12 protein-coding genes are annotated in these 14,963 nt (G+C 63.9%); 10 read left to right on the top strand and 2 right to left on the bottom strand.

Going from position 1 to position 14,963, the window contains the following annotated elements:
- Nucleotides 1-18 precede the first annotated feature (18 nt).
- The gene (locus tag AB7F10_RS06555; protein ID WP_428559444.1) at nt 19-1,200 is read left to right on the top strand and encodes a CaiB/BaiF CoA transferase family protein; all 1,182 of its coding nucleotides are present in this window, start codon (nt 19-21) and stop codon (nt 1,198-1,200) included.
- A 77-nt stretch (nt 1,201-1,277) separates the two neighbouring features.
- Nucleotides 1,278-1,925, top strand: a complete 648-nt coding sequence (locus tag AB7F10_RS06550) for a TetR/AcrR family transcriptional regulator (protein WP_428559446.1) — start codon at nt 1,278-1,280, stop codon at nt 1,923-1,925.
- On the opposite strand, the gene AB7F10_RS06545 is transcribed toward AB7F10_RS06550, so the two are convergent.
- Nucleotides 1,906-3,558, bottom strand: a complete 1,653-nt coding sequence (locus AB7F10_RS06545; protein WP_428559449.1) for an AMP-binding protein — start codon at nt 3,556-3,558, stop codon at nt 1,906-1,908. The genes AB7F10_RS06550 and AB7F10_RS06545 overlap by 20 nt on opposite strands.
- Nucleotides 3,559-3,695: 137 nt before the next feature.
- Here AB7F10_RS06545 and AB7F10_RS06540 point away from each other — a divergent pair, with 137 nt between their 5' ends.
- Both AB7F10_RS06540 and AB7F10_RS06535 read left to right on the top strand, forming a co-directional pair.
- On the top strand, nt 3,696-4,907 hold the full coding sequence (locus AB7F10_RS06540) for a CaiB/BaiF CoA transferase family protein (RefSeq protein ID WP_428559451.1): 1,212 nt from the start codon (nt 3,696-3,698) through the stop codon (nt 4,905-4,907).
- An 80-nt stretch (nt 4,908-4,987) separates the two neighbouring features.
- Nucleotides 4,988-6,148 carry a hypothetical protein gene (locus AB7F10_RS06535; protein WP_428559453.1) on the top strand — a complete coding sequence of 387 codons (1,161 nt, stop codon included), beginning with the start codon at nt 4,988-4,990 and terminating at the stop codon, nt 6,146-6,148.
- Between the two features lie 66 nt (nt 6,149-6,214).
- Here AB7F10_RS06535 and AB7F10_RS06530 read toward each other — a convergent pair whose 3' ends face one another.
- Nucleotides 6,215-6,973 (bottom strand): SDR family NAD(P)-dependent oxidoreductase, encoded by a 759-nt coding sequence (locus AB7F10_RS06530; RefSeq protein ID WP_428559455.1) that lies wholly within the window; start codon nt 6,971-6,973, stop codon nt 6,215-6,217.
- Nucleotides 6,974-7,358: 385 nt separating this feature from the next.
- Here AB7F10_RS06530 and AB7F10_RS06525 point away from each other — a divergent pair, with 385 nt between their 5' ends.
- The 6 genes from AB7F10_RS06525 to AB7F10_RS06500 all read left to right on the top strand — a co-directional run bounded on the left by AB7F10_RS06525 (nt 7,359) and on the right by AB7F10_RS06500 (nt 14,947).
- Entirely contained in the window at nt 7,359-8,219 is an 861-nt protein-coding gene (locus tag AB7F10_RS06525) for an AraC family transcriptional regulator (protein ID WP_428560027.1), read from the top strand.
- A gap of 133 nt (nt 8,220-8,352) precedes the next feature.
- Nucleotides 8,353-11,283: a xanthine dehydrogenase family protein molybdopterin-binding subunit gene (locus AB7F10_RS06520; protein ID WP_428559458.1), complete on the top strand. Its 2,931-nt coding sequence runs from the start codon at nt 8,353-8,355 to the stop codon at nt 11,281-11,283.
- Nucleotides 11,280-12,107, top strand: a complete 828-nt coding sequence (locus AB7F10_RS06515) for an FAD binding domain-containing protein (RefSeq protein ID WP_428559460.1) — start codon at nt 11,280-11,282, stop codon at nt 12,105-12,107. Before AB7F10_RS06520 ends, AB7F10_RS06515 begins: the two co-directional genes overlap by 4 nt.
- A complete protein-coding gene (locus tag AB7F10_RS06510; protein ID WP_428559462.1) occupies nt 12,095-12,604 on the top strand; it encodes a (2Fe-2S)-binding protein in 510 nt (169 codons plus the stop codon). The genes AB7F10_RS06515 and AB7F10_RS06510 overlap by 13 nt, the downstream gene beginning before the upstream one ends.
- The gene (locus AB7F10_RS06505) at nt 12,597-14,147 is read left to right on the top strand and encodes an AMP-binding protein (RefSeq protein ID WP_428559464.1); all 1,551 of its coding nucleotides are present in this window, start codon (nt 12,597-12,599) and stop codon (nt 14,145-14,147) included. Before AB7F10_RS06510 ends, AB7F10_RS06505 begins: the two co-directional genes overlap by 8 nt.
- Nucleotides 14,144-14,947 carry an enoyl-CoA hydratase/isomerase family protein gene (locus tag AB7F10_RS06500; protein ID WP_428559466.1) on the top strand — a complete coding sequence of 268 codons (804 nt, stop codon included), beginning with the start codon at nt 14,144-14,146 and terminating at the stop codon, nt 14,945-14,947. Before AB7F10_RS06505 ends, AB7F10_RS06500 begins: the two co-directional genes overlap by 4 nt.
- The last annotated feature ends 16 nt before the right edge of the window (nt 14,948-14,963 follow it).

Raw genomic sequence — 14,963 nt, 5'->3', positions numbered from 1 at the left:
ACGCGAGGAATAATGGCAATGGTCCAGCAAACAAATGCCGCGCCTCGCAATGATTCCGCACTACCGCGGCATAAGGCTTTGCAAGGCATCCGCATCCTCGATTTGACGCGCCTGGCGCCTGGGCCGTACTGCACGATGCTGCTGGCCGACATGGGCGCCGAGGTCATCGTGATCGGAGGCGGGGCCGGCAGCCTGCCGATCGCCGCATTGGCGCGCGGAAAACGCTTCATCAATCTGAACCTCAAAAGCCCTGACGGCCGCGACGCATTCCATCGTCTTGCCAAGACCGCAGACGTCGTCGTCGAAGGCTATCGACCGGGCGTTACCGGGCGATTGGGCATCGATTACGAGACGCTGCGCAGCATCAATCCGCGCCTCGTCTATTGCTCGCTGACCGGCTACGGCCAAAGTGGATCCCTTTCGCAAGAGGCCGGGCATGACCTGAACTATCTCGCCATTTCCGGCGCGCTTGGCGCGTTCGGCCCGGAAACCGACGTTCCGGCATTTCCTCTCAATTTGCTCGCCGACTTCGCCGGCGGCAGTCTTTTTGCCGCTCTCGGCATCATGTTCGCGCTCTATGCGCGCGCGACGTCCGGCGAAGGTCAATACGTCGACGCATCGATGGTCGACGGCTGCATGTCGATGATGACCATGCATTTTCCCGACTGGGGCGAGCCGGTGCTACAGGCGCGCGGCGATGGCTTGGTCGCCGGCAACGCGCCATTCTACCGCTGCTATCGATGCGCCGATGGCCGGTTTATCGCCGTCGGCGCCCTCGAGCGACGCTTTTTCGAGAATCTGTGGCAAACGCTGGAATATGCCGATGCGCCGCCGCCCAACCATTTGGATCGTTCAATCTGGCCGGCACTCACCGCTCGTTTCGAACGCAGCTTTGCCACACGTCCGCGCGACGTCTGGGCCGGTGTCTTCGACGGGCGCGATGCCTGTGTTTCGCCGGTTTTGGACCCGGGCGAAGCCCTCGCCCATCCGCACAATGGCGCGCGGCATGCGAATCTGCCGCACGACAGGACGATCGTCGCTCCAATCCTGTCGGCGACGCCCGGTTCACCCCAGCCGATCGACCTCGCCGACAAGACTGTTGAAATATTGTGCAGCGTCGGATATCCGACTGAGCACGCCCAACGGATCGCTGCCGCCTCATCCGAGAAGATAACTGGACTGGCATGGCCGCCGCTTTGATATTAACTCGGCGGCCCGGCCGTCGCCTCTATTCGCCCGGCCGCGGGTTTCGATAATGAATTAGAGGAGACGGTATATTGCCGCCCAGAAAAGCCGCAAAGAATGCCGAACTCCGCGAGGATAGCATCCAGCGGCTTTCACAGGCGGCGTTCCAGCTCATCGTCATGAAGGGCTATCATGCGACGACTTTGCAAGAAATTGCAGAGGCGGTGGGGATGACGAAGGGGGCCATCTTCTTTTATTTCACCAGCAAGGAACGGCTGCTGCTGCATCTTCTCGATATCGCCGAAGACCATATCGTCAATTCCCTCGCGGCCCATCTGACTAGCGCTGAAGGGACCGCGCTCGACAAGATCGTCGCGTATTTCCACTTCGGCTCCTGGCACGGAATCGAGCGCCCTTACGAACTGTTGTGCCTGATTCAGATATCGATCGAGTTCCGCCACCGGTCGGACGCGATCGGCAAGCGGATCGTGGCCATCTACAACCGGATATATCGCGTCCTCGAGGAGATCATCGAAGCCGGCCGTATGCGCGGAGAACTGCCGAAGGATCTGCCGACCCGCGAAATCGCATCCACCGTGGTCGCCACTCACGACGGCATGATGCTGGAATATCATCGAAGAGAAATTGACGGCGAAAAATTGGTGCGGGTCGTGCGGACAGTGTTTCTCCAGGGGCTTGGTTTAAAGCCTCGTCCCAAGCCTATCCGGCGCGCTCGCTAGCCGACGCCTCTTCAATCAATTCCCGGAGCTTCACGCCGGCGGCCTGGCGATCCCACGTGCGGGATGTAACTCCGCTATCGCGCAATTCGCGCTTCCTCACCTTGTTGGTGGGCGTCCGCGGCAGCGCATCCAGGAATTCGATGTAGCGCGGGACCATCGCCGGCGTCAGGCGAGACGCCAGAAACCGCAAGAGGGCAAGCGGCGACGCCTCGACCGCCGGATCCGATACGACACACAGCTTGACGTCGTCGTCGCCTGCATAATCGGACGGCACGCCCACTGCGGCAGTTTCGTGAACGCCGGGGAATTGCTTCGCGGCAGTTTCTATATCGTAAGACGAGATGTTCTCCGCGCGGCGACGGATTCGGTCTTTGATGCGGTCGACGTAGAAAAAATTGCCGTCGGCGTCGACACGGGCCGCGTCCCCCGTATGAAACCACATGTTGCGCCAAGCTTCGACCGTTTCCTGGGGCATTCCAAGATAGCCCTGCATGGTCGTCCAGGGGTAACGAGGCCTGACTACGATCTCGCCGATCATGTTCGGGCCAAGGATTTCATCCGTTTCCGGATCCACGATGGCGACGTGGTACCAATCCGATAGCGCGCGGCCGCACGATTCCGGGACCCGCGTCGCCGCCAGCGAGGTCCAGCAGGGGCAAGCGATTTCGGTCATTCCCCACATCTCGACCCCGCGCAGAGCAAACCGATCCTCGAACTCACCGGCAATCTGCTTCGGCAGTGGACAGCACATCAGCCGGCGCATCGCATGGTCGCGGTCATGGGCGCTTGCCGGGGTCTGATGAATCATCTCGATCATAGGACCGTGCGCGATGCTGATCGTCGCCGCATAGCGCCGGACGCGGTCCAGCCAGGAAGCCGCCTCAAATCGCCGGTCGAGGACAAGGCGGCCGCCCGAGGCGAAAATCGCAAATACGCCCATATATTTTCCGGCAATATGATTTGTCGGGTGGACACAATAGAAGACGTCATCCCCGTTCATGCCGGTCGCCTGGATCGCTTGCAGCGCCAGCAGGCATACTTGGCCGTTCGGCATCATCACGCCTTTGGAGGGACCGGTCGTTCCGGACGTGAACATAATTGAAGCCGTGTCCGACGGACGAATGGAAGCAGCGGGCGCCTCCAACGCCCGCGCAACGATCCGGGAATAGTCGTGAAGCCGCCTCCTCGTTTTAACCGTTGCCGGTGCTGTTCTTGAATCGCCGATGACGACAATATCCCGCACAAATTCGAGATGCTCATCGAGCTCCGCCAGGGCCGGCAGCGCATCTCTATCCGCGATGATCACACCGGGCTTAGCCAAGGTCAGGATATGCCGCAGAATATCCGCCCGGTAACTCGGATTGATCGGCACTTCGACGGCCCCGATCAGCCCGGCAGAGAGCCACGCATGCAGACCCGGCAAGCTATTGCCGGCAAATATCGCCACCGTGTCGCCCTTCTGAACGCCACATTCGAGCAGGAAATGGGATAATGCGATGCCGCGCCCGATGAACGTCCGGTAGGTCTCAGTCTTGCCATCGACCTCCTGCGCAAAAATGCGGTCCCCGCACTCGGCAAGCTGACGCAAGGCGATTTCCCGAACGGTCCACGTCGAACGATCCTGCCCGATCATCTCATTACCCTTTGCTCCGCAAACGAGGCGGCCTTCATTATATTTTGTCGCAAAAACCGCCGGGCCTTCCAGGGAGCTGTTGCTTTACACGCGTCTGATTTTTACTTACTATACGACCAGTATCTGGAGCAATCGGCATGGACGCCCCTGTAGCCCCTCAGCCTTCCTCGTCGGCGATGGCCCTGGACGGCATTGTCGTGCTCGAGCTCGGCATGGTCATGCAGGTTCCGCTGGCTGCGCAGATGCTTGGCGATTTCGGCGCCGATGTCATTAAGATCGAGCGTCCCGCGCCTGGAGACATCCTTCGCACGCTCGATACCGTCGGCCGGGATCGCGGCGAAATGAGCTGCTACTATGCGGCGCTCTGCCGTAACAAGCGGACGTTGTGCCTCGACATCAAGGAAGCTCAAGGCCGTGACGCGCTGCTGCGGTTGGTCGACCGCGCCGACGTGTTGCTGCATAATTTTCGTCCCGGCGTGATGGAACGTCTGGGACTTGGATTCGCCGATATTCACCGGCGCAACCCTCGGTTGATTTACGCCGCCGGCTCGGCCTTCGGCGAGAGCGGGCCGATGGCCGATCTTCCCGGCCAGGACATGCTGGCTCAATCGTTTAGCGGGCTGGCCATGAGCGGCGTAGAGCCCGGCGAATCCCCGCGTCTCAACAACACGCCAGCGGTCGATTACGTCACCGCCGTGTCGTTGACGCAGGGAATTCTTGCCGCGCTGGTCGAACGACAGCGGTCCGGCCGCGGGCAGATGGTTTCGACCTCGCTCTTCGACGTCGCCTTGGCGATGCAGACGCTCGAAATTTCGAGCCAGGAAATCTATGGATACCGCACCAGCTGGCTCCGGCAGTCCATGGTCTATCGCACGCAAGACGGCTGGCTGACCGTGCTGACGCTGTTCCGGGATAATCCCCTGCAAAAACTCTGCAGCGCGTTCGAAATTGAAGACCTCAGTCAAAATCCGAAGTTCGCGACGACGGATCTGCAAATCCAGCACCTCCGCGAGATCGAAAAAATGCTCGTCCCGGTGTTTGCCCGCTTCAAATCGGCGGACTGCATGGCACGGCTGGCGAAGGTGGACATTCTGTGCGCGCCGGTCAACGACGTCGCCGACGTCGTCGATCATCCGCAGACAATCCATAACGGCACGATCTGGGACGTCCCGATTCCCGGGCAGAAGGCGGCTCGGCTCGCGGGAAATCCCGTTCGGCTTTCGCGAACGCCGCCGAAAGTCTATCGCCAGCCGACGGCACTTGGCGCGGACAGCGACGGCGTTCTCGCTTCCTTCGGATTTTCGCCGGAAGAGATCCAGGCCCTTCGCGGCGCCAGCATCGTAAGATGAGTATTGTGCATGCCGGCGAGCATTGAAGCAGAACTCTGCGCACGAGGGCATCCGACACCAGCCTGCAAGGTTGATCGATAATGAATCCAACGCACGACATCGCCGCTTCCACCCCGATTTGGGAGAATGCACTCGGCCGGATGAAAGTCCGCATCGACGAAACGATGCAGTCATCGCTGCCCGGCTTTCCCCATTATGCCGACCCGACTACAGGCCAGTGGGTCACGTCGGCGGATGGATTCTGGACTGGTGGATTTTGGATCGGAGAATTGTGGCTGGCCGGCCGATACTGGAACGAGCCTGCTTATTTTCATGCGGCGGAAGACGCACTGAGAAGGCTCGCGCCCAGAATACATTCGAAATCGGTATTTCGCGGATTTCTGTTCTACTATGGCGCCGTGCTTGGCGCACAGCTGGCGAACAGCAGCGCCGCGTACGAAATCGCCGTGAGGTCCGGCCAGACCTTGGCGAAAGCCTTCAACCCGACGGTCGGCTTGATTCCGCTTGGAACCGAGGCCGAGGAAGCCCACAAAGTCGGCGATGACGAAAGCAATATCGACGGTGTCATCGCCAGCCCCCTCCTTTTATGGACGGCGAATGCGACGCGGGATGAAAACATCCGCAAGATCGCGCTCGCGCATGCTTACAAAAATGCCGAATTCTGCGTGCAACCGGACGGCTCGGTCATCCAGTCGGCCAGCTTCGATCCGGCAAACGGTCGCGTCGTCCGCCGCTATACGCACAAGGGTTCGTCGCCCTCTGCGATCTGGACCCGCGCTCAGGCGTGGGCAATGCTTGGATTTTCGCTCTGCGCGATGCTTGCGCCGGAGGAAAAGCGGCTCCTTGCCCTCGCCGAGAAGGTTGCCGATTGGTGGATCGAAAACATTCCCCCAGATCTCGTGGCCTATTGGGACTTTAGCGTTCAAAAGACCGCGGACACCAAACGCGACACATCTGGAACAGCCATCGCGGCGGCCGCGCTGCTGAAGCTGTCCGCCTTGCACCCGGATCGCAACAAGGCCGCACATCTCGCCCAAGTCGCACAGGACACAGTTCTGGCCCTTGTCCAGAGACATCTCACGCCGACGACGCCTGCCGATAAGCGCCCGCCTGGCATCCTTGCAGACGGGTGCTTCGATCCCAATAACGGCGTGGCCCCGGCGAACGAATTGATATGGGGTGACTATTATTTGCTTGAAGCTCTTGGCGTCCTGACTGGGCGACTTGATGCCCAGGCATGATAAATTGAAGCATTCATCGCCGGACGACGCTTTCGGAACGTGAGCGGCGGGAAGTGCGCCGCCGGCTCAATGCGTCACCGAACCGCCGTCGACAACCATGGTTTGGCCGCTCATAAAGTCGCTCTCCGCCGAGGCCAGGAATACGACGGCGCCGGTGAGATCTTCGGGCGTCGCGTCGCGCTTGATGCAACGGCTTGCCACGTTGTTGGCGACCACCGCGCCGGCCCAATCGCTGTTGGCAAGCACGCCTTCGCTCATGGTTAGGCCGGGCGCGAGGCAGTTCACCCGAATGCCGTCGCCGCCGACCTCGCGTGCCAGCGCCCGCGTCATCGCCACCACCGCACCCTTCGACGACACATAGTGCAATAGCATCGGCGCGCCCTTGAACACCGTGCCGGATGCGATATTGATGATCTTGCCGTATTTCTGCCGGCGCATGACCGGCAACACGGCCTTGGCGCACTCGAAGGAGCCGCGCACGTTCACCGCCATGACCAGATCCCATTCCTTGCTGTCGATCTCGCTCATCGGCTTGAGCGCCAGGCTGGCAAAGATGCCGGCATTGTTGACCAAGATATGAATGCCGCCGAAGGCGCGCTCGGTCTCGGCGGCGAGATTTGCCACCGCGCGCGCATCGGTGACGTCGCAGGCCAGGCTCAATGCCTCGCCGCCCGCGGCTGTGATCTCCTTGACCACCGCATCGGGCGCCTTGAGATCGCAAAGCCCCAGCTTTGCGCCTTCCGCCGCCAGCGCCTTGGCGTAAGCCGCGCCGATGCCCTGCGCCGCGCCAGTTACGATGGCTACCTTGCCGCTCAGGCGTCCCACATGTCACTCCGTCGTTGATGGTTCAGTCGAGGCCGAGGAACTTGCTGCTGAAGCTCTTGTCGTTCAAAAGGGCGTCCCGATAATCCCTTTTGGAAGTATTCTCTAGCGCTTTGTGCAGCGCGGATTACCGCCGCGGCGCGCCGTTGGTAGCGAGAATGATCTAGCCGCGCCGCGCGCCGGTATCGGCGCGGCGGCGCTTCATACCCTGGATCGGTTCGTCTGGCCGGCGCGGGCGTCGGGCATTGGCGCCGCGATAACCCCCGGAATACCTACTTAAATCAGCGTCATTTCGCCTCTTTGCGTGGGGCGCGATTTAAGCGAGAATGGCATCATTCGTATTTGCTGGGATGAGCACCTCCCCTCTTCCGGAGTGCAAGGGCCCTTAATGTCGACAGCGCTGCGCATCGCTCATGGCGCGTTTGGCCGTGTCGCCCTGCTCGACATGGACCGCTCGCTCGTGCGGCATGCGCACCCGCATTGCCACGTGCTGATCAAGGCGGACGGCGCCGACACGCAATTCGCCGTTGGCAACAACCTGGTGCTGCTGACCGACACGCAAGCCGTGCTGGTCAATACCTGGGAGCCGCACGCCTATGTGCACGACCAGAACCGCCCGCGCACGATCATCCTCGCGCTCTACATCGAGCCGAGTTGGTTGAAGAATTTCCGGCCGAACTGGACAGCGAGCGGACTGCCCGGCTTTTTCGAAAAGCCGGCCGGCGAAGTATCCCCGCGCATCCGCCGCCTGGCGATGGATCTGGCCGCCGTGATGCTGGCCGATCCGGGCGCCAATTCAACGCAAGAGCAGTTGTTGTCGGATCTGATGATCTCGGTGATCGAGCGATTCACGCCCTGGAAAACGATTTCACGCCGCCTGCAGGACATCGAGAATGACCGCAGCCGTTTCGACTGGCGCATCCGGCGCGCGGTCAACCTGATCCGGCTCGACCCGCAGACGACGCGCGACGTGGAGTCGCTGGCCAAGGAAGCCGGCCTGTCGCGTGCGCATTTTTACCGTCTGTTCGAGCGCTCAACCTCCATGACGCCACACGTCTATCTCAATTTGGTGCGAATGGAGCTGGCGGTAAAATCGGTGGTCTACAGCGAGGAAAGCCTGTCCGCCGTGAGCGACAAGCTCGGGTTCAGCGCACAGGGACATTTCACCCGTTTCTTCCGCGACCACGCCGGCGTCAGCCCGAGCGAATTCCGCCGCGTCGCCCGCATGGGCTCGCCGGTCAGCGCGTGATGCGCGCGCCGCGGGCCCGAATGAGACTGTTTGGTAAGTGGTGAGACGGCAGGGGATCGTACCTCGCCGCCTGATATGACAGCGTTTTCTTCGAAACCGTGCCGCCAAGAGCACGCCGAGGAACGCCAGGGACATGTCAACGCCAGCGATGTGGTGCGGCCAATCGGTCGAGCGCGTGGAGGACGCCGCGCTCTTAACCGGCCGCGGCCGATTCATTGACGACCTCGGCGTCAAGCCCGGCACCCTGCACGCCGCCATCCTGCGCTCGCCGCATGCCCACGCGCGCGTTAAGGCGATCCGCGCCGACCCCGCGCGCCAGGCACCGGGCGTCGCGGCCGTACTGACCGGCGAAGACGTCACCAAACTGTGCGCGAGCCTCGTCGTCGGCGTGAAGGCGCCGATCGAATGCTGGCCAATCGCGACCGACCGCGTCCGCTATGTCGGCGAGCCCGTCGCCGTGGTCGTCGCCGCGAGCCGCTACGTAGCCGAAGACGCCGTCGATCTGATCGAGGTCGATTACGAAGCGCTGCCTGCGGTCGTCGATCCCCTCGCCGCGCTCGACACCGCGCAGCCGGTCCTGCACGAAGGCCTGCGAGGCAACCTCGCCAGCGAGCGCTCCTTCTGCTACGGCGACCCCGAGGGCACCTTCGCGCACGCCGCGCACCGCGTGTCGGTGACCATCCGCTACCCGCGCAATTCCTGCACGCCGATGGAGACCTACGGCGTCGTCGCCGAATACGACGTCGGCGAGGACGCCTATGACGTGCTCGCGAATTTCATGGGTCCGTTCAGCCTGCACGCGGTGATGGCGCGGGCGCTGAAGGTGCCCGGCGGCCGTTTCCGCCTGCGCACGCCACCCGACTCTGGCGGCAGCTTCGGCGTCAAGCAGGGCGTGTTCCCCTACATCGTGCTGATGGGGGTCGCGTCGCGCGCCACCGGCCGGCCGGTGAAGTGGGTCGAGGACCGGCTCGAGCATCTGGCCGCCTCCGTCTCGGCGACCAACCGCGTGACCGTGCTCGACGCCGCCGTCGACGCCGACGGCCGGGTGCGCGCGCTCGCGTGGGACCAGGTGGAGGACGTCGGCGCTCATATCCGCGCGCCCGAGCCGGCGACCCTCTACCGCATGCACGGCAACCTCACCGGCGCCTACGACATCCGCCACGTGTCGGTGCGCAACCGCGTCGTGCTCACCAACAAGGCGCCGACCGGCCTCAACCGCGGCTTCGGCGGCCCCCAGGTCTATTACGCGCTCGAGCGGCTGATGCAGCGCATCGCCATCGAGCTCGGCCTCGACCCGGTCGAGGTGATCCGCCGCAACCTCATTCCCTCCGGCGCATTCCCCTACAAGACCGCGACCGGCGCGACGCTCGATTCCGGCGATTACGCCAAGGCCTTCGAGAACGCGCTCGCCGACGGCGGATTTGCCGCGCTGCGCGAGAAGCAGAAAGAGGCGCGCGCGCAGGGCAGGGTCTACGGCATCGGGCTCACCGCCGCGGTCGAGCCCAGCGTGTCGAACATGGGATACATCACCACGGTGCTAACGCCGGAGGAGCGCCGCAAGGCCGGCCCCAAGAACGGCGCGCAAGCGACCGCCACCGTGGCGCTCGACCCGCTTGGCGGCGTCTCGGTGCATGTCGCCTCGGTGCCGCAGGGCCAGGGCCACCGCACCGTGCTGGCGCAGATCGTCGCCGACGCACTCGGCCTCAAGCCCGCTGACATCCGCGTCATCACCGAAATGGACACTGCGCGCGACGCCTGGTCGATCGCTTCCGGCAATTATTCGAGTCGCTTCGCCGCCGCGACCGGCGGCGCGGCGCATCTTGCAGCCGGCAAGATCAAGGCCAAGCTCGCGCGTATCGCCGGCGCGCAACTCAACGTCGCGGCGAACGAGGTCGAATTCGCCGACGGCAAAGCTCGTGCGCGTGGCAATCCCGACAACGCCGTGGCGTTCTCGCGCCTCGCCGCCGCGAGCCACTGGTCACCCGGGCTGGTGCCTGTCGAGAACCAGGCGCTACGCGAGACCGTCTTCTGGACGCCGCCGGAGCTAACGCCGCCGAGCGCGAACGACGAGATCAATTCCTCGCTCTGCCACGCCTTTATCTTCGATTTCTGCGGCGTCGAGATCGACCGCACCACTTGCGCCGTGCGCATCGACAAGTACGTAACCATGCACGACTGCGGTCGCATCCTGCATCCGGGCATGGTGGCGGGGCAGATTACCGGCGGCTTCGCGCATGCGCTCGGCGCGGCGCTCTACGAAGAATATGCCTACGGGCCGGACGGGAGCTTTCTCACCGGCACTTTCGCCGACTACTTGGTGCCGACCGCGATGGAAGTGCCGAACCCGGTGATATTGCACTTGGAGACGCCCTCGCCGTTCACGCCGCTCGGCACCAAGGGCGTCGGGGAAGGCAACTGCATGAGCACGCCAGTCTGCATCGCCAACGCGGTGGCAGACGCGCTCGGCGTCGCGGAAATTAACCTGCCGCTGTCGCCGGCGAAGATCGCCGCCCATCTGCATGGCGCCGAGAGGACGCCGCGCAAGCCGCAAGCCAAGCCCGTGGCCGGCAAGGGCCGCACCTTGCATGGCAGCGGGCAAGCCCAAGCCGCAGCGCCGCCGCAAGCAGTCTGGGCGATGCTGCTCGATCCGAAAACGCTGGCGGCGATCATTCCAGGCTGCCACGGCGTCGAGAGACTGTCCGATACGCACTTCCGCGCCGAGGTCACGCTCGGCGTCGGGCCGGTGACCGGCCGCTACAAGGCCGACATCGTGCTGTCGGACCTGACGGCGCCGAAAGCTGTAACGCTCACGGGCGTCGTCACCGGCGCGCTCGGCAACGGAGGCGGCACGGGCCGCATCACGCTCGCCGCTACCGACGACGGCGGCACCACGCTCGCTTACGAATACGACGCGGAGGTCGGCGGCAAGGTCGCCGCCATCGGCGGCCGCCTGCTCGACGGCGCGGCCAGGATCGTCATCCGCCAGTTCTTCGCCGCACTTGCCCGCCACACCGGCGGCAAGAAGCCCGGCTACCTCGCCCGCCTGTTCGGGAGGGGCGCATGAAGCCCCCCAACTTCGATTACATCCGCGCCGAAAGCGTGGCTGAGGCGCATGCGGCGCTCGCCGAATACGGCGGGGAGGCGCGCGTCATCGCCGGCGGCCAGACGCTGGTTCCGATGCTGTCGATGCGCCTCGCACGGCCGAAAGTGCTCATCGACATCATGCATCTGGCCGAACTCAAAGACATCGCCGCCAAGGGCGACGCTCTCCGCATCGGCGCCGGCGTGCGGCAGGCCGAGGCTTTGGCCTCGCGCGACGTCGCCGAGAAGGCGCCGCTGCTGGCCGCCGCCCTGCCCTGGGTCGGCCATGCGCAGACGCGCAACCGTGGCACGCTGTGCGGCTCGGTCGCCCATGCCGATCCGAGCGCCGAGATCCCGCTGGTGCTGCTGGCGCTCGGCGGCAGCGTCGCGCTGTCCTCGCACCGGAAGCGCCGCAGCGTCAGCGCCGCCGATTTCTTCACCGGCATGATGTCGACCGCACGCGCCGACGACGAAATGATCGAGGCCATCGTGCTGCCGGCCAAACGCCCCGACACCAGCACCGCCTTCCAGGAATTCGGCCGCCGCCACGGCGATTTCGCCATCGTCGCCTGCGCCGCCGTGGTCTCGCCGGATGGCATCACCTTCGCCGTCGGCGGCGTCGCCGACAAGCCCGAGCGGCGCGACTTTCCGGCGCTCGACGGAAGCCCGCTCGACGATGCGATCGATGCCTTCGCCTGGGAGTTGGACGCGCGCGAGGACCTGCATGCCACCGCCCCCTATCGTCGCGAACTCGTCCGCCGCATGGGCCGTGCGACCATCGAGGAGGCGCGCCGATGCCTCGCCTGAGCGCCGAGCGCCGCCACCGCGTGCGCTTCACCCTCAACGGCAGCGCCGTCGAGGCCGAGGCTGAGCCCCGCATGCTGCTCACCGACTTCCTCCGCCATGAGCTGGGCATGACCGGCACCCATGTCGGCTGCGAGCACGGCGTCTGCGGCGCTTGCACCATCGAAATTAACGGCGTGCCGGCGCGCGCCTGTCTGACACTCGCCGTTCAAGCCGACGGCGCGACCATCCGCACCGTCGAAGCGCTGGCGCCGGAGCCGGGCCGCCTGTCCATATTGCAGGAGGCTTTTCGCCGCCATCATGCGCTGCAATGCGGATTCTGCACGGCCGGCATCCTGATGTCGCTCGACAACTATCTCCGGCAGCGGCCGAACCCGACCGAAGAAAACTTACGCGTGTTCCTCGGAGGCCATCTGTGCCGCTGCACTGGTTACGTACCGATCCTGGCTGCGGCCATGGACGCAGCAAAAAGATTGCGGGAGGTCCCTGCCAATGCTTGACCTTGGCAATAGCTTTCTCTCCAGCGTCGAGCGCGATCCCCACGCGCTCGCCATCGTCGACGGTTCGGTCCGTCTCAACTACGCGCAATGGTATCGGCGCGTGTCAGCGGTGGCGGCGGCCTTCGACGACATCGGCCTGATGCCGGGCGACCATCTTGTGACGGTACTGCAAAACCGCTGGGAGGCGGCGACCATCCACTGGGCGTGCCAGTTCGCCGGCATCGTCATCACGCCGATCAACTGGCGCTCAAAGACCGACGAGATCGACTACTGCGTCGAGAATTCCGAAGCCAAGGCGATCGTGTTCGAGCAGGTCTCGGCCGAGGCGCTGCGCCAGTCGAGCGAAGCGAAATCGCTCACCCGCATTGCACTCGGCGCCGCCGAGGGCGACGAGATCAAATTCTCCACCATGCTGGAACGCGAGGCTGCCGACGCCGTGCCGCGCGTCGGCGCCGATGCCTGGTCAGTGATGCTCTACACCTCCGGCACCACGGCCAAGCCGAAAGGCGTGCCGCGCCGGCAGCGCGCCGAACGCGCAGCGGCCGTCGCCCACGTCGCGCAGAACCAATATGCCAATGGCGAGCGCACCCTCGGCGTCATGCCGCTCTACCATACCATGGGCGTACGCTCTCTGCTGGCAATGTCCCTGATCGGCGGCACCTTCGTCTGCCTGCCCCGCTTCGACGCCATCCAGGCACTGAGGATGATCGCCGACGAGAAGATAACCAATCTCTACCTCGTTCCGACGCTCTATCACGACCTCATTCATAACGACGTGTTCCCGAAAACCGACGTCAGCTCGGTACGTAAGCTCGGTTTCGCCGGCGCCCCAATGACGGACGGCCTGCTGAAGGAGCTCAACGCCGCCTTCAAGCCGGACCTGTTCGTGAACCATTACGGCTCGTCGGAAATCTACACTTTCACCATCGACCAGAATGCGCCGGCCAAACCCGGCTCCGCTGGCCGCGCCGGCATCAACCAACGCGTCCGGGTGGTGAAACTCAACGCGAATTCCCCCGCCGATCTCGCCGCCGTCGGCGAAGAGGGCGAAGTCATCGCGCTCTTGCTCAGCGACGAAGCGTTCGAAGGCTATTGGCGCCGGCCCGACTCCAATGCCAAGGCGCTCAAGCAGGGCTGGTACTTCACCGGCGACACCGGATACGTCGACAAGGACGGCGACCTGTTCGTCACCGGCCGTGTCGACGACATGATCATCACCGGCGGCGAAAACGTCTCGCCGGTCGAAATCGAAAGCTGTCTGTCGCTGCATCCGGCCGTGTCGGAGGTGGCCGTCGTCGGCCTGCCGCACGACCGTTGGGGCAAAATCATCGCCGCCTTCATCAAGCGCCGCGGCCCGGTCGAGACCGACGACCTCGACCAGTTCTGCCGCACGTCCGGGCTCGCCAATTTCAAGCGCCCGCGGCAATACGTCTTTGTCAATGAAATCCCCAAATCGCCGGTCGGCAAGCTCCTGCGCCGCAAGCTCGTCGCGGGCGAATTCGAAGCCGAAGGCACCACACGCTCACAGGGAACAGCCGCATGACAACGATGACTTTCAACGACCCGCGCCTGGCTACGCTCAACGGCTTCAAGGTCGAACTGAACGCCGAAAAGCAGCGCGCGGATATTATCCTGCACCGCCCGCCGCTCAACGTGATCGAGATGACGCAGCGCGACCAGTTGCGCCTCGTCTTCGAGGCGCTAGACGAGGATGAGCGCGTTCGGATCATCGTGCTGCGTGCCATCGGCGAGCACTTTTCCAGCGGCGGCAACATCAAGGGCTTCATGGAAGCCTCGCCCGAGCACGTCTCCAAGCTCGCCTGGAACATCGCCGCCCCCGCGCGCTGCTCCAAGCCGGTGATCGCCGCCAACCGCGGCTACTGCTTCGGCGTCGGCTTCGAGATTTCGCTCGCTTGCGACTTCCGCATCGTCTCGGAAACCTGCTTTTACGCGCTGCCGGAACAGAAGCTCGGCCAGATCCCAGGTTCCGGCGGCTCGGCGCGCCTGCAAAAGATCGTCGGGATCACGCGCACCAAGGACATCGTCATGCGCTCCAAGCGCATACCCGGCAAACAGGCGCTCGATTGGGGCATCGCGACCGAATGCGTGCCTGACGCTAAACTGGAGGCGGCGACCGACGCTTTGGTCGACGAACTGCTGACCTTCTCGCCGCTCGCCCAGCGCACGGCCAAGAAACTACTCAACGACACGGAAGACTCGACGCTCTCGATTGCAGTCGAGTTGGAAGGGCATTGCTACAGCCGGCTGCGGCAGTCTGACGATTTCCGCGAAGGCGTGGAGGCGTTCCACGGCAAGCGCCCCGCGAAGTTCAAAGGCACCTGAAAACAAAACCCAACCG

Source organism: Pseudolabrys sp., from assembly GCF_050250095.1.
In the GTDB taxonomy this organism is placed as follows: Bacteria; Pseudomonadota; Alphaproteobacteria; order Rhizobiales; family Xanthobacteraceae; genus Pseudolabrys.
This window is presented reverse-complemented; position numbering and strand designations above follow the sequence as displayed.